10 protein-coding genes and 5 pseudogenes are annotated in these 19,915 nt (G+C 59.4%); 10 read left to right on the forward strand and 5 right to left on the reverse strand.

What is annotated here, in order from left to right; all coding sequences use genetic code 11:
• The first annotated feature begins 63 nt into the window (after positions 1-63).
• The 4 genes and pseudogenes from ACIU1A_RS00735 to ACIU1A_RS00750 all read left to right on the forward strand — a co-directional run bounded on the left by ACIU1A_RS00735 (position 64) and on the right by ACIU1A_RS00750 (position 4,775).
• A complete protein-coding gene (locus tag ACIU1A_RS00735; RefSeq protein ID WP_404928060.1) occupies positions 64-1,602 on the forward strand; it encodes a PLP-dependent aminotransferase family protein in 1,539 nt (512 codons plus the stop codon).
• Positions 1,603-1,782: 180 nt separating this feature from the next.
• Positions 1,783-2,489, forward strand: a pseudogene (locus ACIU1A_RS00740) (B3/4 domain-containing protein).
• 529 nt (positions 2,490-3,018) lie between these two features.
• Positions 3,019-3,437 (forward strand): annotated as a pseudogene (locus tag ACIU1A_RS00745) (FMN-binding negative transcriptional regulator); the annotation flags it as partial.
• A gap of 495 nt (positions 3,438-3,932) precedes the next feature.
• A complete protein-coding gene (locus ACIU1A_RS00750) occupies positions 3,933-4,775 on the forward strand; it encodes a TIM barrel protein (RefSeq protein ID WP_404928061.1) in 843 nt (280 codons plus the stop codon).
• A gap of 369 nt (positions 4,776-5,144) precedes the next feature.
• On the opposite strand, the gene ACIU1A_RS00755 is transcribed toward ACIU1A_RS00750, so the two are convergent.
• From ACIU1A_RS00755 to ACIU1A_RS00765, 3 genes are all read right to left on the reverse strand, one after another.
• Positions 5,145-5,852: a transposase gene (locus tag ACIU1A_RS00755; protein ID WP_404926289.1), complete on the reverse strand. Its 708-nt coding sequence runs from the start codon at positions 5,850-5,852 to the stop codon at positions 5,145-5,147.
• A gap of 1,375 nt (positions 5,853-7,227) precedes the next feature.
• Entirely contained in the window at positions 7,228-8,292 is a 1,065-nt protein-coding gene (locus ACIU1A_RS00760) for a LacI family DNA-binding transcriptional regulator (RefSeq protein WP_404926290.1), read from the reverse strand.
• Between the two features lie 286 nt (positions 8,293-8,578).
• On the reverse strand, positions 8,579-9,937 hold the full coding sequence (locus ACIU1A_RS00765; RefSeq protein WP_404926291.1) for a dicarboxylate/amino acid:cation symporter: 1,359 nt from the start codon (positions 9,935-9,937) through the stop codon (positions 8,579-8,581).
• 1,049 nt (positions 9,938-10,986) lie between these two features.
• On the opposite strand from ACIU1A_RS00765, the gene nifA reads away from it, so the two are divergent.
• The 6 genes and pseudogenes from nifA to ACIU1A_RS00795 all read left to right on the forward strand — a co-directional run.
• Complete coding sequence (gene nifA, locus ACIU1A_RS00770) at positions 10,987-12,771, forward strand: nif-specific transcriptional activator NifA (protein WP_404928062.1); 1,785 nt, start codon at positions 10,987-10,989, stop codon at positions 12,769-12,771.
• Positions 12,772-12,992: 221 nt separating this feature from the next.
• Positions 12,993-14,128, forward strand: a pseudogene (gene hisC / locus ACIU1A_RS00775) (histidinol-phosphate transaminase).
• Between the two features lie 83 nt (positions 14,129-14,211).
• Positions 14,212-15,028 (forward strand): annotated as a pseudogene (locus ACIU1A_RS00780) (LLM class flavin-dependent oxidoreductase); the annotation flags it as partial.
• 176 nt (positions 15,029-15,204) lie between these two features.
• Complete coding sequence (gene istA / locus ACIU1A_RS00785; RefSeq protein ID WP_404926292.1) at positions 15,205-16,752, forward strand: IS21 family transposase; 1,548 nt, start codon at positions 15,205-15,207, stop codon at positions 16,750-16,752.
• Positions 16,753-16,768: 16 nt separating this feature from the next.
• Positions 16,769-17,545: an IS21-like element helper ATPase IstB gene (gene istB / locus ACIU1A_RS00790; protein WP_404926293.1), complete on the forward strand. Its 777-nt coding sequence runs from the start codon at positions 16,769-16,771 to the stop codon at positions 17,543-17,545.
• 21 nt (positions 17,546-17,566) lie between these two features.
• A pseudogene (locus ACIU1A_RS00795) lies at positions 17,567-17,854 on the forward strand (hypothetical protein); the annotation flags it as partial.
• Between the two features lie 48 nt (positions 17,855-17,902).
• Here the strand turns inward: ACIU1A_RS00795 and ACIU1A_RS00800 are convergent.
• Positions 17,903-18,601 (reverse strand): hypothetical protein, encoded by a 699-nt coding sequence (locus ACIU1A_RS00800; RefSeq protein ID WP_404926294.1) that lies wholly within the window; start codon positions 18,599-18,601, stop codon positions 17,903-17,905.
• A 153-nt stretch (positions 18,602-18,754) separates the two neighbouring features.
• Complete coding sequence (hxsC, locus tag ACIU1A_RS00805; RefSeq protein WP_404926295.1) at positions 18,755-19,915, reverse strand: His-Xaa-Ser system radical SAM maturase HxsC; 1,161 nt, start codon at positions 19,913-19,915, stop codon at positions 18,755-18,757.

The raw sequence follows: 19,915 nt of genomic DNA on the forward strand, positions 1-19,915 counted from the left end.
TTAGCCCTCTTGATTTCGGCGACAATGCCTTCACACTAACCCAGGTGGAACGTCCAGTTGGCGATGAAAGAAATGGTCCAGCCCTCTCCTTCCGCGTCGACAGCTCGCTCGCAAGGTCTGGGCGCGCGCCAGATCTGCGAGGCTCTTCGCGAGCAGATCCTGGGTGGAATCTATGAAAGGGGCAGCCAGCTGCCGTCGTCCCGCGGCCTAGCAAATGAACTCGGTGTCTCGCGGACCACGGTCACCGTGGCATATGATCAGCTGGTCGCCGAAGGTTTCATCGAGGTCATTCAAGGCGCAAGACCTCGCGTTGCATCTTCGCTAGTCCGGAGTAAAGAGACCAGCGCGGTGCCGAAACGGACTGGCCCGATCCACCTTTCCCGTTACGGCGAGCGACTGCGCGCCAGTCCGCCACGGCGCGATTACCTCCCCAACCGCTTCAAGGTCGATTTCCGTTATGGCGACCTCGCCCCATCTGATTTCCCGGCGCTCACGTGGAAGCGTGCGATGAACGCGGCAATGTCACAAAGCCCCGGAAGGCTAGCTTATCACGATCCACGCGGCTCGCATCGCTTGCGCCAGGCGCTGCAGGGATATTTGTGGCGTGCCCGAACGCTTAGCTGCCAGGTCGAGCAGATCCTCGTCGTAAGTGGATCACAGCAGTGCCTCGACATGTGCGCGCGCCTGCTGCTCGATCCTTCCGACAGCTTCGTGATCGAGGATCCCTGCTATAGAATGGCGCGCCAAGTCTTTGCCAGCACAGGAGCCACGCCCGTTCCTGTCCCCGTCGATAGCGAGGGCATGAAGACCGAGCTGCTGCAGGAGATCCCAGCGCGGCTAGCCTATGTCACCCCGTCGCACCAATTCCCGCTCGGCGGCGTCTTGTCGATTTCGCGGCGGTATCAGCTCCTCGAATGGGCTCGGCGCAATAACGCCTATATTATCGAGGACGATTACGATGGCGAGTACCGGTACGACATTCGACCGGTGCCCCCGCTGCATAAGCTGGAAGACCGCAGTTCCGTAATCTATGTTGGCACGATCTCCAAGACACTGTCGCCGATGCTGCGCATCGGCTACCTGGTGGTTCCGGCCGAGTTGCAAGACGTCTTTGCGATGGCCAAGCAGCTTCTCGACAGGCATTCTCCGGTTGCGGAACAGGAGGCCCTGGCCTCACTAATTGAGAGCGGTGGTTATGAAAGCCACGTGCGCCGCGTCCGCCGTCTTAACGGGGAGAGGCGAGAGGCACTGCTTGCTGTCCTTCGACGCGCGTTCGCAGACAGCATTGCCGTCGAGGGGGCCGATGCAGGGCTGCATGTCGTCGTCTGGTTCAAGGATCTTTCTCGGTCGCTGGAGGAGGTCATGGTTGACGAGGCGCGGCGGGTCGGGGTTGGCATCCATCCGATTTCATCGCTGTACATCCGAGATGAAGGCCGCCCTGATCGGATTGGATTGGTGATGGGCTATTCCGCCCTGACCATTCGGCAGATCGAGAATGGTGTTCACCTCCTTGCTGGCGCTGTCCAACGGGTCAGAAGCTTTGCCGAAGATTCGGGAAGACGCTCAATGCGCGCCCTGACAGCGAGCGGGCCTGGCTCGTGACCTCAGAGTCGCGCCGGCATTGATCGCAGACTGGATCAGCAAGACTTGCCTGGACTGGCTCTGTCGGCCAGTCCGGGTCCAGGGCAGGAGTATGCCCCTGGGACGGGGAAAGAATTCTTGAGGAGCTCTCAAATCGGTCGAAGCAAAGGCGCCCTGGCGACTGGCTTAAAGGAGAAAGCGTTGTTGGATTTTCCGCTGATCGACGAAGAAATAGCAGAGATCGCACCTGACTTCGCGCAATCAGCATTCTTGTTGATGCACAGGACAGTGCGCGAGGCGTCATGGCTCGGGACGTGTTGGGAGAGGCTTGCGATTTCGCCCGAGCGGGGGGACCCGCCTGGGAAGAAGCGCACTTGGCCAATTGGGCGGAGGCATACGTTCGGTTCGGCGCGAAACCAAACCGGACGCCGTGCTCGGCGCAGGCTTTGAAAAAACGGGTGGAGAAGGATGGCCGAATCCCGTCAATAAATCCTATCGTTGACCTCTACAATGCCGTGAGCCTGCGTTTCGCAATACCGATTGGCGGCGAAAATTTTGATGCATATGTCGGCAAACCGCGGCTGACGATTGCCGTAGGAACGGACTCTTTCCACACTGTTTTGAATGGGGAAACGGTCGTCGAAAGCCCTTCCAAGGGGGAGGTCATCTGGCGCGACGATCTGGGAGCTACATGTCGCCGCTGGAATTGGCGGCAGGGCACGCGCACCCGGTTGGAGACGGTGGGCGGCCGCATGTGGTTTATTTTGGAAAGCTTGGCGGCGATGCCGGAAGAGGCGCTCGAGCAGGCGGCTAACATGCTGGTGAGCGGTCTCAGAGAGCTGGCACCAGGGTGTAAGGTCTACAAGCAGGAAATCACACCGCACCGGCGCCCGACCTTCCATCCGTAGCGCAGTCGGCCAAGCCGGCCGGCCGACAGCATGGCATCACGGCACCGTGCGCGGTGCCACGCTCGACAGGAAGCAGCATGCGCTCGTCGTGGCCGTGGCCATAATGCACCGGCCGCTCCTACTTCCTTAAACGAGCCGCCGAGGTGCGCCATCTCCGGCGTAGATTTCTTCAACAGCACCATCAGGGCCGCCAGAGAGGCTGCCCCTGATTCTATCTTTATCGCCGGCAACTCGATCGGTAGCACTACGCTGGCGACGGCGGAGCCACGGACGGTTGAGCCAGACATGTCGGGGCGCAGAAGCCGTGGAGGGCCTCTCTGTTGGATCGCCAAGCTATTAGCCCAATGATCCAGCCCGCCGTGCCACTTCACCAACTGGACGGCTTCAAATGCAACTAACTGGCTGTTTCCAGAGGGCCAGATTGCAAGTATCTGATCTGTAACGTACACACGGAGTTCCGCAGATGTAGAACTCTCCGGCCTTTCGAGATGATGATGACATCGATTTCCCGCGAGCGAGCATCCGCGCCTTCATCGGGCCAGACGCTTATGTGACTCCGGCACGGAATGCGCCAAGCAGGAAGCCGGGAAGGTCATCCTGACTTGGAATTACATCGCCGTCCACGCCTATGACCGCTCGAGTTCTTCGAGCATGCGGGAAGACTGCTGGACGTCGTGAATCGTCTGACTGACCACCACGAGGGCGAGCGCGCCTCGCCTTGGGCGGTGTCGGGACGCACCGCTGGATTTTGTACAGGCGCAACTCCCGCGGAATTGTTGGCTTGCGCATGCCGATCACAAGGCTGGAGAGCAAGCGCAAACTGAGTCGGAACCGGACGCGGCCGACCGCGCTGGCGTGGCCGCGGGCCTTGCGGCGAGCGAGCGGGCATCTGACCGCGAGATCGCCGCTCCCAAAATGATCATGAACTTTGTCGGAATGAACCAATGATACCAGGACTGATCCCATTCGCCCTGTACCTCGCCGCGGCCTCCGTGCACGCCGCGGTCCGCGGAGATTCTATGTTGTCGCCCGCAGTCTCGCCGGCGGTCGCGCCGATTGCGCACACGCTGGCCGACATGTTGGCCTTGTGGCCAGCGCGGCATTCAAGGTCGCTCGGCAGCGCGTCCTGGAGGGATCCAGAGCCTGAGGGGGCGGAGTTGATCGCGCTGGGCACCGCGCTACGCAGAAGCAGCCTGCCACATCAGTTTGCCGGATCGGTTCAGCATCTTTCCGGGCGCCTACTGTGCGGAAGCAACTGGATATTGAGCGATCTTCCGTCATTTCGCAGCAGATCAATGTTCTCAAGAGGCGCGGTACTAACCGTTGCGTGAAAGCCGGCTCACAATGAAGCACAATCATGTGAATAAAGAGCGGGTCAGTTCGATTGGCTCGCCTCCCTATGCCGATCATTTCGGCCAAACGGCAGAAGCCAGTCAGCCGAGCATGGCGGCCGCCTTGATGAATGAAATTCACTCAGTGCGCGAGGCGCCAGTTCGGTTTGCGCTCGACTACATGGCGACGCCCGGACTTGACGTCAGCATGTTCTTCGCGCTCGCCCGCGATCTCGGTCTGACCGACGTGCAAATCCGGAATAATCCCTGCAGTAGCGGTGTTGTGCGCGGCAAGCCGCCGGCGGACGTTCGGTCTGCCGCTGCCGAAGCGGGCGTCAGGATTATCTCAGTCAACGCCCTGCAGCGGTTCAACGAATGGACTCCCGCTCGCAGGGCCGAGGCCAGCAAGCTCGCCGATTATGCGGCCGCCTGTGGCGCTCAGGCGCTCATGCTGGTGCCAGTGAACGACGGTTCGTGGTCCGCCAATGCCGAGCGCAATGGCAATCTCCGCGTCGCCTTGAAGGCGCTCAAGCCGATACTTCAGTCGCGGGGTCTGATCGGACTCATCGAACCGCTTGGCTTCCAGACCTCCTCGCTTCGATCGAAGAACGAAGCGGCTAACGCCATTGCATGGGTTGATGGCAAGTCCGTCTTCCGGCTTGTGCACGATACATTCCACCACACGCTCGCCGGCGAGACGTCCTTCTTCTGCGATCTGACCGGTCTCGTGCACATTTCAGGCATAAACGATCCAACCTTCTGGGTTCACCCGGATCGCATCCTGGGAGGTTCCGACAATTGCAGCCAGATCCGGGCGCTACTTGATGGTGGCTATACGGGTCCCTTTTCTCTTGAGCTCGTCGAGGAAGTCCACGCGTTGAATGACTCTGCAGGCGCGTTTGCCGCCAGCATCGATCTCATCCGAAACGGGCTACTGGCGCGAGTGCCGGTCTAAGGCGCGTAGGCAACTTGAGCGGGCAAGTAATTCGAGATCGCTCCTGTGTCCCGCTCATGCAGATGCTTGCCGGACCGCCTTGGGCAGCCGCGGTAGTTCGATGGGCCCGCAGAGCACGGCGGACTATCGGAATTTTCGGACGAAGGAGCAACTGATGGCGGACAAAGGGCGAGCGCGCGAAGCCAACCGCAGGTGCTCCTGAGGTGATCCCTTCTAGGACCGCGATCGCGCAGCTGCTGCTTCACCTAGGCTGGCCTCTCCCGGATCACCGACGACCGGTTCCTCCGACCAGAAGTGCCGGTGCCGTAGCTTATGAGCTCGGATAACGCGTCCGACAAGAATTCCGGCGTCCCGAACTGCGATTCAGCATTATTGAAACCCCAGCTTCCTCTTCAGTTCCGCGTTCTCCTTGCGCAGGCGTTCCGCGAGCAGACTCTTCAGTCGTTTGTTTTCTTCCTCAAGCGCGACGAGGTCCTTCAGATCGTCACCAACCGCTGCAGGCAGCGCAGCTTTCTTCCATTGATAGTATGTCTGTTCCGAGATACCGGCCTGCTTTACGGCGCTCTTGTGGGTGGCGCCGCCACCGATAGATTTCTGGATCAGGGCGAGCATCTGGGCGCGCTCCTTTTCAGAGTAGATCTTACGTCCGGTCCGCGCGGCCGCTGCTGGTGCTTCCTCGGCCTGAGACGCCGCATTGGCCGCATTCTTCCGAGCACGCAGCCTGGGCTCAGCCTTCGCTCCCGGCGACCGGTGGGCACTCTGCTTTTGAGGCCTCTCTATTTTGGCTGCCGGTTGCGTAGCGGTTGTTACTGGTTCTGCTTCCAGGGGATTTGCCATAAGATACTCCACTCTCGGTTTGTGCATGTGTTTAGCATCAATGGCTACAACACTTGAGTCAACAGGGCTACCATTTGGCAACTCCATCTCCTCGAGTTCCCTTGTTGTCTCGGCCATTGCTGCGGTAAGATCGACATCGCTCCAGATCGAACGACTCCGTTTTTGATAACTGCGCTTCTGTCTGATCTCCACCGTGAATGCTCGGGGCTGCCGCCTCATAGGTCGTTCCTTGTTGAACATGAATATCCAGGAAGTCGCGACAGACGACGAATGTAGGTCTGGCCGCATCTGTAGTCGAGCTATATGCATCCGACCGCCCTAGCAAGCCCCCTGGCGACGCACACCCGGAACAGACCGGACCTATGAGCACCTGAGAGCAAGTAGGCAATGCATCTCGGGACCGAGGAGGTGGTGGATTCCCGCAGCATGCAAAAGCTATCTCCCGTGTTTTTCGATGCGACGGCTCGCACCGAACTGAAACGAGCTGCTCAAGAGCTGCGATCCAATTTGCGCTGGCAGTGAAGGGCGGCATGCCTCCGAGGGGGTGCTGCCGACGCTAGCCCGCTGATCAAACATGAACGACATCGGTTAGCGCGGAAGAGCGGACAACTGCGCACAATTGGCGGGCGAAGAGACTGGAGGGCACGAGCCGTGTCGAACTCGCATTGAGCCTCGTGCGGCAGCGGCGGAGCATGACAGGCTTCTTCGACAAGGACGGAGCCTGACCGAAGCTACTCGTCGCCGCGGGCGTCCCTGCGGCGCCCCTTCTTCCACGAGTACCGCGGCGGCCGCGTGGTCGGAACGTCGGTTCGGTAGTGATTTTGCGGAGCCACGCAGCGGCGTTGTGCGCGATCGGGAATGTTAATATAGGCGTTGCCCTAGGCAGGACGTTTTCGTAACCCGCGCAGTGCATAAATTCCCCGAGCCTTTGCCGGGGCCGCTAACCTGGAGGAGCGTGCCACGCGCACGATATGTCCGAAAAAGTTGTTTCCCCTCTGACGCCGAGCTTCAAGCCGCTTCACTTGTGTTCGCCTTCTCCTGAAGGCCGGCCAACCCGCCTTTCGCGTCCGAACGGTGGCGCGTAAGGACGATCAAGCCCTTGATGTCGACGGTCAGGTTTGGGAATGCTGAAGGGCGCACGCCTGGTTGCCCCTACGGCGCCGGACGATCGCGGGGGGCTTCGCTGAGCCATTAGCAAGCACCGTTGCAAAATGTCGCCAAAACTGCCTTCGACCGGCCTCGGCGTCGCCGACGCATTGGTGAGCGGTCCGACTTTGGGCAACGCACCCTCCTGTTCGGAACACCGCAGGAAGCGAAAGAGCCATTTTGGCCCCGTATGCTTCGTCCAGCAAACGATCGGCGAGTTGACGGACGCGAGCAGCTTGTGAGGGATGCAGCCGAATGCAGCGCTGCTCCCACAACGGACGAAGGCTCCTTTGTAAGAGTTGCACGCTTAACTTTCATCTAACGTGAGGAGATTCCCCAGCACGGCTTTGCACTCGATCTAAATGAGGCAGAGCGTACAATCCAGTTCAAATGCGCACACGGTTCCGAGTGCAGTGGACTGCGCGGGCATTTATGAAAGGAATGTCGGATGTGGCGACAGATCACATTATCAGATGTTTTCCGGCAGATAGATGTCAAAGGGGAGAAATGTCTGCCCCGGGGCCTCCGCGGTGCCGGTCTTGATGGCGCGATCCATCTGCAACATCAGCTCCTGGCAAAGCCGGCGCAGCGGCGTCGCGACCGCCATCGTAATGATATCGTCCGCGAGAGCCGCCCGCGAGTCCGGCGTGATTTCATTCACGATCGCGACGAGATCGTGGCCTTTGTCCTCTTCCCGGAGCGCGGAGATAGCCCCCTCCATGCCACCGCCGGCCATGTAGAAGCCGACGAGCTCAGGTTCCCGCTGTATAAGATCCAGCAGCGCCTCGTAAGTGATCTGTCGCTTCTCAAGGTTGACGAGCGTATCCAGAACCTCGAATGCTGGCTCGTTGTCACGGAAATAGGTACGAAACCCGCTTTCCCGCAGCTCATGACCCTGGAAACGGTGGCTGCCGACAAACACGGCCACCTTGCCGGATCGTTTAGCCACCTTGGAGAACATCCAAGCCGCCGTCCGACCGACCTTGCGGTTGTTGAGACCTATGTAGCCCTCGCGCACGCCCGGGGCGAAGTCAGAAAGCAGCGAAAAGACCGGGATGCCCTTCGCCTTGAGCTCCCCGACTGCTGCTGTGATCTTCGGGTGGTCTGGCGCTACCATGGCGATCGCGTGACATCGGCTACCAAGATCCTTAAGCAGCGCCGTCAGATCCCCAGGCAAATGTGACCGCGCGAATTCGATGAGCGGAATGCCGTGGAAACAGTGGGCCGAACTGACCGACGCCTCGACCTCGCGCGCGAACTCCTGGTAGAAATGCTGGGCCGGGTTCCTCAAGATGAAGCCCAGCCGGTAACGCGGCAGGTCCGGTCGCATGCGCTGTTTTATGAGTCCCGCATTATGATAGCCGATCGCGTGGGCCGCGTGGTGGACGCGACGCGCGGTCTCCTCCCGCACCGGAAGGCGAGCGTTCAGCACCCGATCGACCGTTGCCACGCTCACCCCCGCTTCGCGGGCGAGATCGGCAATTGTAGGGCGCTTTGCCGTAGCCCCATTTCTGTTTGGCTGGCTCTCCGTCATCGGGTGCATCCCGGCGACGGATTGGGGCGGCAAAGTGATTTCGGCATCCTCCCCGATCGACGGCCTATACATTGATCAGCGCTCCAGGAGCACCCGGGCACGTCTCGGTCTGCGGTCCGTTTCCATAGGGCGTCCATGCTTCTTGTCCTCACCGCATTTGACTTCTGATCTGTGGCACGCGAAGCGCTCTTTTTTAGACCCAGCGAGCCGATGGTTGTTTGGTGGCTGACGAGCCGGCGACTTGGCTGGTCGCGCTGCAGCAAAGTTGCTGGGGCGGGCGGCCGGTTTAATCTTTCGGCAAGCTCCCGTACAAGGCAGCTTTCATACGTGTTTCGTCCAGTTCGCCTTCCCAGCGGGCGACAACCAGCGAGGCCACCGCGTTACCGACTACGTTCGTCAGCGCTCGGCATTCGGACATGAAGCGGTCCACGCCAAGGATCAGAGCCATCCCAGCAACGGGAACGCTTGGTATTACGGAGAGCGTAGCGGCCAAGGTGATGAAGCCGGCACCTGTGATACCTGCGGCACCCTTCGAAGAAAGCATCGCGACGAGCAATAGGAGAATCTGATCAGAAACCGACAAATGCGTGTTCGTCGCCTGGGCGAGGAAGAGGGCGGCGAGCGTCATGTAGATATTGGTGCCGTCCAGATTGAACGAATATCCAGTCGGGATGACGAGACCCACGACGGAACGCTTGGCGCCGGCCTTCTCCATCTTCTCCATCAGCGAGGGCAGCGCGGCCTCCGAGGAGGACGTTGCCAGGACCAGCAGCAGCTCTTCCTTTATGTAGCGCAGGAGAGAGAAAATCGAGAAGCCGTTATATCGGCAGACGGCGCCAAGAACCCCGAAGACGAAGAGGAAGGCGGCGAAATAAAACGTCGCGACCAGCATGGCGAGGTTGGCCACCGAACCGATGCCAAATTTGCCGATGGTGAAGGCCATGGCGCCGAAAGCGCCGACAGGCGCAGCCCGCATCAAGATGCCGACCAGCTTGAACACCGGCGCGAGAAGCGCCTGAAGCAAAGAAAGCACAGGCTTGCCCTTCTCGCCGACCATCGCGAGAGCGATGCCGAACAAAACCGAGAAGAACAGGACCTGCAGGATGTCGCCGTCCGCGAAGGCACTAACGATCGTTGAGGGGATAATGTTCATCAGGAAGCCGGTCACCGACTGGTCATGGCCCTTGGCGGCATAGCCCTGCACGGCCTGGGCATCGAGCGAGGCCGGATCGATGTTCAGTCCGGCACCCGGCTGAACGACATTTGCGACAATGAGACCGATAGTTAATGCGAGACTCGAGAAGGTGAGGAAATAGATCATTGCCTTGCCGGCGACCCGGCCGACCTTCTTGAGGTTATTCATGCCGGCAATGCCGGTCGTCACGGTTAGAAAGATCACCGGCGCGATGATCATCTTGACGAGCTTGATGAAGGCATCGCCGAGCGGCTTCAGGCTCTCGCCGACGTCCGGGTAGAAATACCCAACTGCGACACCGAGAGCGATGGCGGTAAGCACCTGAACGTATAGCTGGGCGTAGAAGGCCTTGCGGGGCGCTGGACCCGCGCTTCGGATTGGTGAAACCAACAGCTTTTCTCTCCCTGACCGGATCGGGCTGGGCCTCCTCCCTTCCCGCGCTTCTTCCATCGCGGCGCTCCGGTCACGCGCTGCTGGGATGTCGCTGCAAGTCTTGTGCCAAGCAGAGGCCCGCGCCCAAATGCGCGTATTCCTCCGCTCGGTGAGGCAGCCTCAGAAGGGCGGGTTATGCGGGTTTCCGCACTTTTGCCGTCATCTCCGGCGAAATCCCGCACGGACGCCCAGCTCCTTGGATCCGCTGTGCCCGCGCGCTTCTTTGTCGCATTTGCGACCCGGCCGGCACGGGAGTTGAGGATTGCCTACACGAGCGGGCTCTCACCGCACTCCCGCTGCAGCCGCGGCGTCTAAAGGGTCATTGATAAGAGGTGATTCACCGGACCTGGCGCGCATCGGTGCGATAAAGAAGATGCTCCGCAGCGCGAACACTTTTGCCGCTCGACGACACTTAAGGTCGCACTGTCTGCCCCAAGCCGCCCTAATGCCGACAGGATCCCGCAAGCATCGACCTCGGCAAGCTTAGCGCCCCGAGCATATTGGTGAGAAAGTGGAAGTAGCTTTGCCGTTCGACCTCGATCTGTCGGCAAACCGCAGTTGATGGAATTCTATCATGTCCTCCTGCTTTCCTTTCATAAATGCAAGAAAAGCTCGGTTGACTAGCCATCCTCATTCCCGCTCTGTGAGGCAACGTGTGGTTGCGCTCCCGAGCCTGACCGCGCCTCAGTCCAGTAAGGATAGCCAAGCCATGCATCAAGCCCTGCCTCCGGCCTCTTTCGTGCTTGCCCCTCGTCAGGGCCTGATGGACGTTCCAATCCGTGACCCACTCTTGATCCCATGCAAGGCAGTATGTCACCTGCGCAACTCTGGCGCACTGCCGCCGACACCTCACGATTACTCGCATCAACGTCTTAAGCGTTCCGGCAAGCGACTCCCACGCGCGAGCAAGTTCGCCAATCATGCGGCGGCTCGTGGGGCGAAGATAATCTTGTTGCTGCCAGCAATCGGTGGCTCGGGCCCTGATGCCGTCTGATGCGTTCACGCCGGGGGATTTGGCAGATCCAGATGGCGCGGCGTTGCTGTCGAGGCCCAAGATCGAGGATGACATGTCAGATCAGGACGATGGTCGCCAATCTGAAGACAGTGCTGAAGAGACTTCGTCAAGCTGCACATCACTCCACGATGCCAAAAGGGATGACTGGGAACCCGCCATTCTGCCGTCGCGCGCGAGTGCGCTTGCCGGCATCTACGAAATTTCGAAGGCACTCACCGCCCCCTCCGCGCTCGAGGTCAGGCTGGCCAAGGTCGTAGACCTGCTGCGATCATTTCTGCAGATGCGGCACGGCATCATCTCTCTTTTCGACGCTGATGGCGAACTGGAAATCATCGCAGGCGCCGACCGGACCGAGAACTGCAGTGAGGGCTGCCGGACGTACCTGCCGCGGAATGCAATCGACCAGGTTTTGGCGACGGACAAGCCGCTGGCCACCGAGAACATCGCGGTTCATTCGGCTTTCACCGCCACCGACATGGACGTGCTCAGGGCTTGCGACGACATACCAGTGTCCTTTATCGGCGTTCCCATTCGCGTCGATGCAAATGTCGTGGGCACGCTGACCATCGACCACGCGCTGCGCCATGGTTCAAGAGTTTGGCTCGATTACAGCCTTTGTCTGCTCCCGCTCATCGCCAACCTGGTAGGGCAGACAGTGAAGTCGCATCGCTCTTTCGAGTGCGACCGTAAGCAACAGATGGCAAGGCAGGACTCCCCGCCAAAGCAGAAGCGCCTGGCCCCGCAGCGTAACACTCACGTGGAGGGGGTGATTGGCGACAGTTTGGCGTTGCGCGGGTTGCTTGAGAAGGTCGAGCTCGTAGCCAAGACCAAAATCGCGGTTCTGTTGCGAGGCGAATCCGGTACCGGGAAGGAGCTGATCGCCAAGGCTATCCACGAATTGTCCCCGCGCGCCAAGCGGCCCTTCATCAAGCTCAATTGCGCGGCGCTGCCCGAGAATGTGCTGGAATCCGAATTGTTCGGCCATGAGAAGGGTGCATTCACGAGCGCGTTCAACTCGCGAAAGGGGCGCTTTGAGCTAGCCGACAAGGGGACATTGTTCCTGGACGAGATCGGCGAGATTTCGGCCTCGTTCCAGGCAAAGCTCTTGCGCGTGTTGCAGGAGCAGGAGTTTGAGCGAGTCGGCGGCAACCAGACCATTAAAGTCGACGTCCGCATTATTGCCGCTACGAACAAGAACCTGGAGGAGGCAGTTGCCAGGAACGAGTTCCGTGCCGACCTCTACTACCGCATCAGTGTTGTTCCCTTGCTGGTGCCGGCGTTACGCGAAAGGCGAAGCGATATTCCGCTTCTTGCAGCTGAGTTTCTCAAGAATTTCAACGATGAGAACGGCCTTATGTTGGCGTTCGATCCGAGCGCAATCGAAGTGCTGATAAACTGTGACTTTCCCGGCAACATTCGCGAACTGGAAAACTGCGTGTATCGGACCGCGGTTCTGGCGGCGGGGCCATCAATCGGTAAAGAGGACTTTGCATGCTGCCAGGGCAAATGCTTCGCCGAGGCGCTCCATAATTGCAGACTCGGCAAAGTCGCGCCGCAACCTTCCCCGATCGGGCCGCAGCCACTGGGTCGGGCCATACTGCCGGCTGCTGCCTGTAGTTCTGCCGCCTTCGCACCCCCATCACACACCCGAGGGCAGGCGCCGCTGGACGCAGACGGGGTAGTCCACTCCGCGAGAATGGCCGATGCCGAACGTGTCATCCAAGCCATGGAGAGATGTGGCTGGGTCCAGGCAAAGGCTGCACGCCTGCTCGGACTGACGCCGCGCCAGATTGGCTACGTGTTGAGGAAATACGGCATCGAGATCAAGCGCCTTTGAACAAGTCCCCGAGCCGAGCAGCTGGGACAACGAAGCATTCGTGGCTCGGCGCCTTGAGACGAGTGACGCGGGGCTCCCGCAAATCCGATCCCATCGCACAGGCTGCGCTGCCCCCGCGGTGGTCGCCCCACGAGCGGTCGACGGCAGCGCAATCATCGGTGGTCAAGCCTATGTCGATCCAGCCCGTGCCGGAAGCACTGAAACAATACGGAGGAAAATTGATGTCTGATGCAAAACTGCAAACTGTGCTTTCTTCCCTTTCGCAAGTAGCAAGTCAGTTAGATGTTCTGCTGTCCGACATCCTTGTTGCGTCAAGCTAAACACGAACGAGAACCCGTTTCCGTTGCCGAAAGCCATAATGCAAAGTGCGCTGGCCGCTCTCGGACAGCAATATCTTTATCCAGAAGACGACAACGTCAGCTTGAGGCAGGCAGCGTCGGAAGCCTACGGCGTTTCGGAGGATCAGGTGATCGCCGGAAACGGATCGTCTGAACTGCTCGGGCTTATCTATAGAGCCTTCCTCGTTCCGGGAGACAGAATGGCGATGTTGTCGCCGGGGTTTTCGTTCAACCGCAAACTTGCCCGTTTGCAGGGTGCCCAACTTATCGAAATCGGATGGGGCGCGGATCATTCCTTGCCCGTCGAAGACTTGCTTTTGGGACCGGCAAAAGATGCCAAGTTCATTCTGCTGGCCAACCCAAACAATCCGACTGGAACGTTTGTCCCGGTGGCCGACGTCGAACGCCTGGTATCACAATCAGACCGCTTGATTGTCTTGGATGAGGCCTATGTCGATTTTGCGCCGGACAATGGTCTGCATCTCCTCAATCGTCATCCAAACCTCCTGATCTTGAGAACATTCTCGAAAAGCTACGCCACCGCCGGCATTCGCGTCGGTTTCGGACTTGGCCACCCTGAGGTTATCGGCAGGCTGCGGGATCTCCAGAACGTCTTCAACATGAACGTGATCGGCCAGACGGTTGGCATCAGTGTGCTTGGGCACCGCGGCGCCTATGCCGACAACCACAAGCACATCAAGGATGAAAGACAGCGAGTGACGGTGGCACTGTCGAAACTCGGATTTTCCGTAATACCGTCTCACGCAAATTTCCTGCTAGCGCGTGTGCCAGCGGGGCAGGAAGGCAAATGGTGGCAAGCGGCCCTGGAAAGGCAAAAGATACTCGTCGCCTTCTTTGAGGATCCAGGGCTGGAAAACCACATCCGCGTCAGCATCGGTACAAAAGCTGAGATGGATGAATTTCTTGAGGTCGCCAGAGAGATAGCTGAAGCGGCGAAGGTAACGATCCCGCTGTGCCAGCCTTCAGCGGCCGCTGCACCTGCCTTAACCAGTCGGTAATTCCCCCGCATTCACCGCCGATAATTTGAATTTGCTTGCATCATTGCGAGCCACGAACTGTTGCAAAAAGTTGGAGAAAATTTTTGAAGAATGCCTTCGGCATATTCGACCATCTGGACGAGGACGGCTGCGAGATTGCCCGTCAATACGCCGATCGCCTGAGTTTAGCAGAGGCGTGCGATCACCTTGGCTTCTATGCATATCATTTGGCTGAGCACCACTGCACTCCGCACGGGATGGGCCCATCGCCGAATTTGTTCTTAGCGAGCGTTGTCCAGCGCACCCGACACCTTCGCGTCGGCCCAATGGTGATGCTGCTTGCCCTTTATCATCCGCTGCGTGCGTTCGAGGAGATATGCATGCTGGACCAGTTGAGTGGGGGCAGGGTCGAACTGGGCATAGGGCGCGGCTCTCTCCCAGTCGAACTGGGTTACTTCGGGATTGCTGCGGAGGCGGCGCCAGGTCACTATGCGGAAGCCAGCGAAATCCTTATCGAGGCGATGAAGGGGCGACACGCTATCCTATCGCGGCCGCCATTTTGAGCTGAATGACGTCCCTTTGACGCTGAGATCTCATCAGCGCCCCCATCCACCGACATGGATCGCCACCAATCGACCCGAGTCGGCCAGCTGGGCCGCTGCAAGTGGCGCAAATATCGCATGCCTTGGGCCTGCCTCTTCTGTTCGCAGAATTCCGGATGCATTCCGAGCCTGCCGGGAGCGCAGTGCCGACGCGGACGAGCGGGATCCATTTCTTGGAATGCTCCGCATGGTCTTGATCGCGCGAACGGAAGCAGATGCATATGCGCTCGCGGCACCCGCTTACGAACGATGGCTCAAGAGCTTCAGGTTCCTCTATGACCTCAATGCGCTCCAGACGCCTCCAAATCTGCCGCTGACTGCGTGTTTCGCTAATTCCCGGACACCCTTTTCGCTAAATCCCGGACAGTGATTTCAGTAATTCGCGGACAGCGATTCCGCTAAATCCCGGACAGTTTTCGGGAGCGGATTTAAGGGTCGGTTCTCGGCTGCGCCGTTCTGGCAGTTTGGCCTCTCACGATGACGTTGAGAGGGGCCATGCCGAGACGGAAGCAAGCGAGACGAACGAGCGTGAGGGATATCCAAGCGATCTTGCGCCTGACCCATGAGCAGGGTCTTTCGGTGCGTGAGGTGTCGGAACGGCTGAAGATCAGCAAGACGACGGTATCGACCTATTTGCTGCGGGCGCGGGAGGCCGGGCTGGCATGCTGGCCGCTGCCGCCCGGCCACGACGAGGCGACGCTTGAGCGGCTGCTGTTTGGCCGTGCCGGTCGTCCGCCGCAAGACCTGAGCGAACCGGACTTTGCACTGATCGCCAGGGAGCTGAAGCGCAAGGGGGTGACGCTGACGCTGTTGTGGCAGGAGTATCGCGCCGCTCATCCCGACGGCTACGGCTACACCTGGTTCTGCGAGCACTTCGCCGCTTTCGAGCGCCGGACGAGCGCGACATTCCGCAATCGGCATGCGGCGGGCGCGGTGATGCAGACGGACTATGCCGGGCACACGGTGCCGGTGATCGATCCGGCGACCGGCGTCATTTACCCGGCGCAGATTTTTGTCGCGGTGCTGGGCGCCTCCAATCTGACCTTCGCCTTTGCCAGCTCCAGCCAAAAGCTGCCGGACTGGATCGAGGGCCAGGTGCGAGCGCTCGCCTTCTTCGGCGGCGTCACCAGAGCGATCGTGTGCGACAACCTGAAGGCCGGTGTCGTCAAGGCGCTGTGGTTCGAGCCGACGCTGAACGCGACCTTTGCCGCCATGGCCGAGCATTACGACACCACCATCCTGCCGACCCGCAGCCGCAAGCCGCGCGACAAAGGCAAGGTCGAGGGCGCGGTGCTGATCGTCGAGCGCTGGATTCTGGCGCGGCTCAGGAATAGATCCTTCTTCTCGATCGCCGAGCTAAACGCGGCGATCGCCGAACTGCTCGAGGAGTTGAACAACCGGCCGATGCGCCATATCGGCCAAAGCCGCCGCGAACTGTTCGAGGAGATCGAGCGGGTTGCCTTGAAGCCGCTGCCGGCGGCACCGTTCGAATACGCCGAGTGGAAGTCGGCGAAGGTCCATCCCGACTACCATGTGGAGGCCGACAAGACCTTCTACTCGGTGCCGCACCGGCTAATTGGGCGCACCGTCGAGGTGCGGCTCACGCATCGAGTGGTCGAGATCTTTCACGATCACCAGCGTGTCGCCAGCCATGTGCGTCGCTCGCAGCATTCCGGCCATGTCACCGTCAACGAACACATGCCCAAGGCGCACCAGCGCTACGCCAACACCACGCCGGCCAGCCTGATCAGCCGGGCGGCCAGGATTGGCCCCAACGCCGCCATCCTGGTTGAGCGCATGATGCGCGACCGACCGCATCCGGAACAGGGATACCGCTCGGCCATGGGCATCCTGTCGCTGGCGCCGCGCTATGGGCCGGAGCGTCTCGATGCCGCCTGCGAGCGGGCGCTGCTGATCAACGCGATCGCCTACTCCTCCGTCACCGCCATCCTCAAAGCCGGTCTCGACCGAGCCAGCTCTGCAGAACCGGCAAAGCCGACACCCCAGCACGCCAACATCCGCGGCTCCACCTATTACCAGTGAAGGAAAGGAAGAAAGAATGCTGACGAACCCCACCCTCGACCAGATGCAGTCCCTCGGTCTGGCCGGCATGGCTGCCGCCTGGCGCGAACTGGCCAAACGGAACAACGCCAGCGAGCTCAGCCGTGACGAGTGGCTCGGCCTGATGCTCGACCGCGAGGTCGCTATACGGGCCGACAAGCGCGTCCGGAACCGGCTCGCCTCAGCCAGGCTGCGCTTTCCCGAAGCCTGCATCGAGGACATCGACTTTGCCGCGCCGCGCGGGCTCGACCGGCGCAGCACCATAGCGCTCGCCCAGGGCGAATGGCTGAAGGCGGATGAGAACCTGATCGTCACCGGCCAGACCGGAACCGGCAAGTCGTGGCTGGCCTGCGCCTTCGGCCGGCAAGCGGCACGGCTCGATCATTCCGTGCTCTATGTGCGCGTGCCGCGCCTGTTCGAGGATTTAGCGCTCGCTCGTCTCGATGGCCGCTTCCCACGCCTCATCGACAAACTCACCCGCGCGCAACTGCTCATCCTGGATGACTTCGGAACCCACTCCCTCACCGACCAACAGCGCTTCCATCTGTTCGAAATCGTCGAGGAACGCTATCGCCGCAAATCCACCCTGATCACCGCCCAGGTCCCGGTGGCCAGATGGCATGACCTGATCGCAGACCCCACCGTCGCCGACGCCATTCTCGATCGGATCGTGCACAACGCCCACCGCATCGTGCTCCAGGGCGACAGCATGCGAAAGCAAAAGGCAGCGCCCCTCTTGACCGGCACCGAAAACGGCGAAATCAATCATCCATGAACGCAACAAGGCACCCGAGGACCGTCGCCGCCAAACTGTCCCGACATTAGCGAAATCGCTGTCCGGGAATTAGCGGAACCCCTGTCCGGCTTTTGCGAAATGCGCACGCTGACCTTGGATGCAGCAATCGAGGGCGAATTGTGCGTGGTGGGAACGGCATCTTCCGCGCGACAAGCTCTTCTTGATCAGCTCGAAGAGGCCGGTGCTAATTATCTACTTTGCCAACTTGCATTTGGGAATCTGTCCTTGGACGCTTCGCTATACACCGCAAGGTCAATCCAATCTGAAATCATGGCTCGGGTTACCTGATGTGACATGCGCGTTCAGCGTTCGGAGTTGAATTTCTCCGGCGCACCATCACCGAGAGCCCAATGTGACTTCCTTGATCAAAGCGCTGATCGTAAGCGTATCCTCTCTGAAGCACTTCTCGAACTCGTCTGACGTAATCGGGGCACAAAGGGTTTCGCTGATCGCACGCAGCTTAATACCGGCGATCGGAATCATTTGGGTAATCGCGACAAAGATCGGCGACCACCGGACTAGCCAACTGTCTTCCCCACGGTAGACGACGGTATCAGCGACGCCATAGAATTTCGGCTGCAAAATTAGCCGTTTGATTATTGTTTGAGCCGCGAGCGACTCGTTCAAAAACGAGGAGAACGACGCCAATTTTTCCTCAAGAGACAATGTGAGATACGCCGTAGCACCTCGATCTGTGAGGCCTGTCAGAGTCTTCTCGAAGCCCCGACGTGCACCTTTGAACCGGTTGATTGCACCGATCGGTGTGACATTGCTATCGGCGTCAACATGCACTTTGAATTCTAAGTAGGCTCTGGAAAGTGCGGATACGGCGACTGAGAGTGGGACATAAACGTCCACCGCCACTTTCCTTGCGTTGTCCAAGTAGCTGTCTCGGGTTTTCTGTTCATACGATAGCTGAACCTCGCGGAAGCGCCATCCGGCGGACAGGTAACCCGCTATACCACCAACAACAGCAACCCCGACCCCGGCCACAGCCGTCACCCAAGTAACCAGTTGGTCTGGAGCGATAGTCATGTTTGCGCGTCATCCCGTTTGAATGAAAAAGCTGCGGAAGGGCTTTGACGATGGGTCTGTGCGTCAAGCACGTATTTGCCCCTCACTCGATTCGATCCGGATACTGCACCAAAGCCATCCCGGGCTTTCCGCCGCGATAACTTCGGATGTTACTTAATGAAAAGCAGATATATGAGAGCTGCGCGCGAGATTGCTCGACGAAAAAAAACCGCCACATTCGCTCTTCCGGGAGCAAGTTGCACACTCGCCCACGTACTCATTTTTCCAGTCGCTTATCGACCGCTTTGCAAACCTGTGGATGGATCCGTCAAGAAGGCAGAGCTGGTGGTTGTAGACTGAAACGTTGATACGAGCAGCCGCCAAATATTGCACTGCCGCGCGCAGTTCGGCGCGATAGTCGTACGGGTCCATCCAGAGCTTATCCATATTTGCCCGCGTATACCCAGTGATCTCGAGACCCATGAACGTGACGTGATCGACAAAGGTCAAATTTCTGAAAATAAAATCCGACAGGTCGGCTAGGCCCTCATAGGTCTGCTTGTGAACGACAACTCGAATTTCGACCTCAGCGCCAACTGACTTCAGGTTCATGATCCCGCGGATGGTCTCATCGAAGGCGCCTTTGGATTGAACGACATAATCGTGCACTTCCGGGTCCGCTGAGTAGATCGGTATGCCAACGGAAAGACGAGGATGCCCGATTGCTTGATAGCGATGCGAGAAGGCCTTGTCCTTAAATGTCCGGCCATTGGAAAGAACATGAACCGGTGTAGAAGGAAGGTGGTCACGAGCTGATGACAAAATTTCAAAAAAGTCCTCACCCACAAGCGTCGGCTCACCGCCAGTGATCCCGAGAAACGGGGTCGTGGCGGGCAGCAGGGGCAGCACATCCAAGATTTCCCGCGCCAACCAGCGATCGTCAACGTCTTTGGGCGGCTGGGAACACATCAAGCACAGGTGGTTACACCGCTCGGTAACGAGGAAATAGTTTGCGTTGGCGTCCTTTCTGAACAGGACACGCACTGCCTTCCGATCCGGCACAAAGCGGATAACGTCCCCCTCTCTGAGATAGTCGAACGCGTGAGGCAGAACGACGAGTCGTCGGCCTGAAAACAGTCGCTCAGCCTCCGGCCGGTGCTCCTCAAAGGTGACAACCCATCGGCATTCAGAATGAAACGCCTGCCCCTTGAAAAGATACGCATCATGCTCCGGGTTAGGCGGTTGATCAGCTAGGCCCGTCACGAGCCTAAGTGCCACTCGCTGTGAGAAATCACCGACGTTTGCTGACGCAGCGAAGCCACTGAGTCGCAACAT

Origin of the sequence: Mesorhizobium maamorense, from assembly GCF_044998965.1 — a bacterium.
Lineage (GTDB): Bacteria > Pseudomonadota > Alphaproteobacteria > Rhizobiales > Rhizobiaceae > Mesorhizobium.

What these genes read in the sequence shown, in the direction of transcription:
- ACIU1A_RS00735 (WP_404928060.1), top strand. Translation starts at nt 64, where the DNA reads ATGAAAGAAATGGTCCAGCCCTCTCCTTCCGCGTCGACAGCTCGCTCG.
- ACIU1A_RS00750 (WP_404928061.1), top strand. Translation starts at nt 3,933, where the DNA reads ATGGCGGCCGCCTTGATGAATGAAATTCACTCAGTGCGCGAGGCGCCA.
- ACIU1A_RS00755 (WP_404926289.1), bottom strand. Translation starts at nt 5,852, where the DNA reads ATGTTCAACAAGGAACGACCTATGAGGCGGCAGCCCCGAGCATTCACG.
- ACIU1A_RS00760 (WP_404926290.1), bottom strand. Translation starts at nt 8,292, where the DNA reads ATGACGGAGAGCCAGCCAAACAGAAATGGGGCTACGGCAAAGCGCCCT.
- ACIU1A_RS00765 (WP_404926291.1), bottom strand. Translation starts at nt 9,937, where the DNA reads ATGGAAGAAGCGCGGGAAGGGAGGAGGCCCAGCCCGATCCGGTCAGGG.
- nifA (WP_404928062.1), top strand. Translation starts at nt 10,987, where the DNA reads ATGTCAGATCAGGACGATGGTCGCCAATCTGAAGACAGTGCTGAAGAG.
- istA (WP_404926292.1), top strand. Translation starts at nt 15,205, where the DNA reads ATGCCGAGACGGAAGCAAGCGAGACGAACGAGCGTGAGGGATATCCAA.
- istB (WP_404926293.1), top strand. Translation starts at nt 16,769, where the DNA reads ATGCTGACGAACCCCACCCTCGACCAGATGCAGTCCCTCGGTCTGGCC.
- ACIU1A_RS00800 (WP_404926294.1), bottom strand. Translation starts at nt 18,601, where the DNA reads ATGACTATCGCTCCAGACCAACTGGTTACTTGGGTGACGGCTGTGGCC.
- hxsC (WP_404926295.1), bottom strand. Translation starts at nt 19,915, where the DNA reads ATGTTGCGACTCAGTGGCTTCGCTGCGTCAGCAAACGTCGGTGATTTC.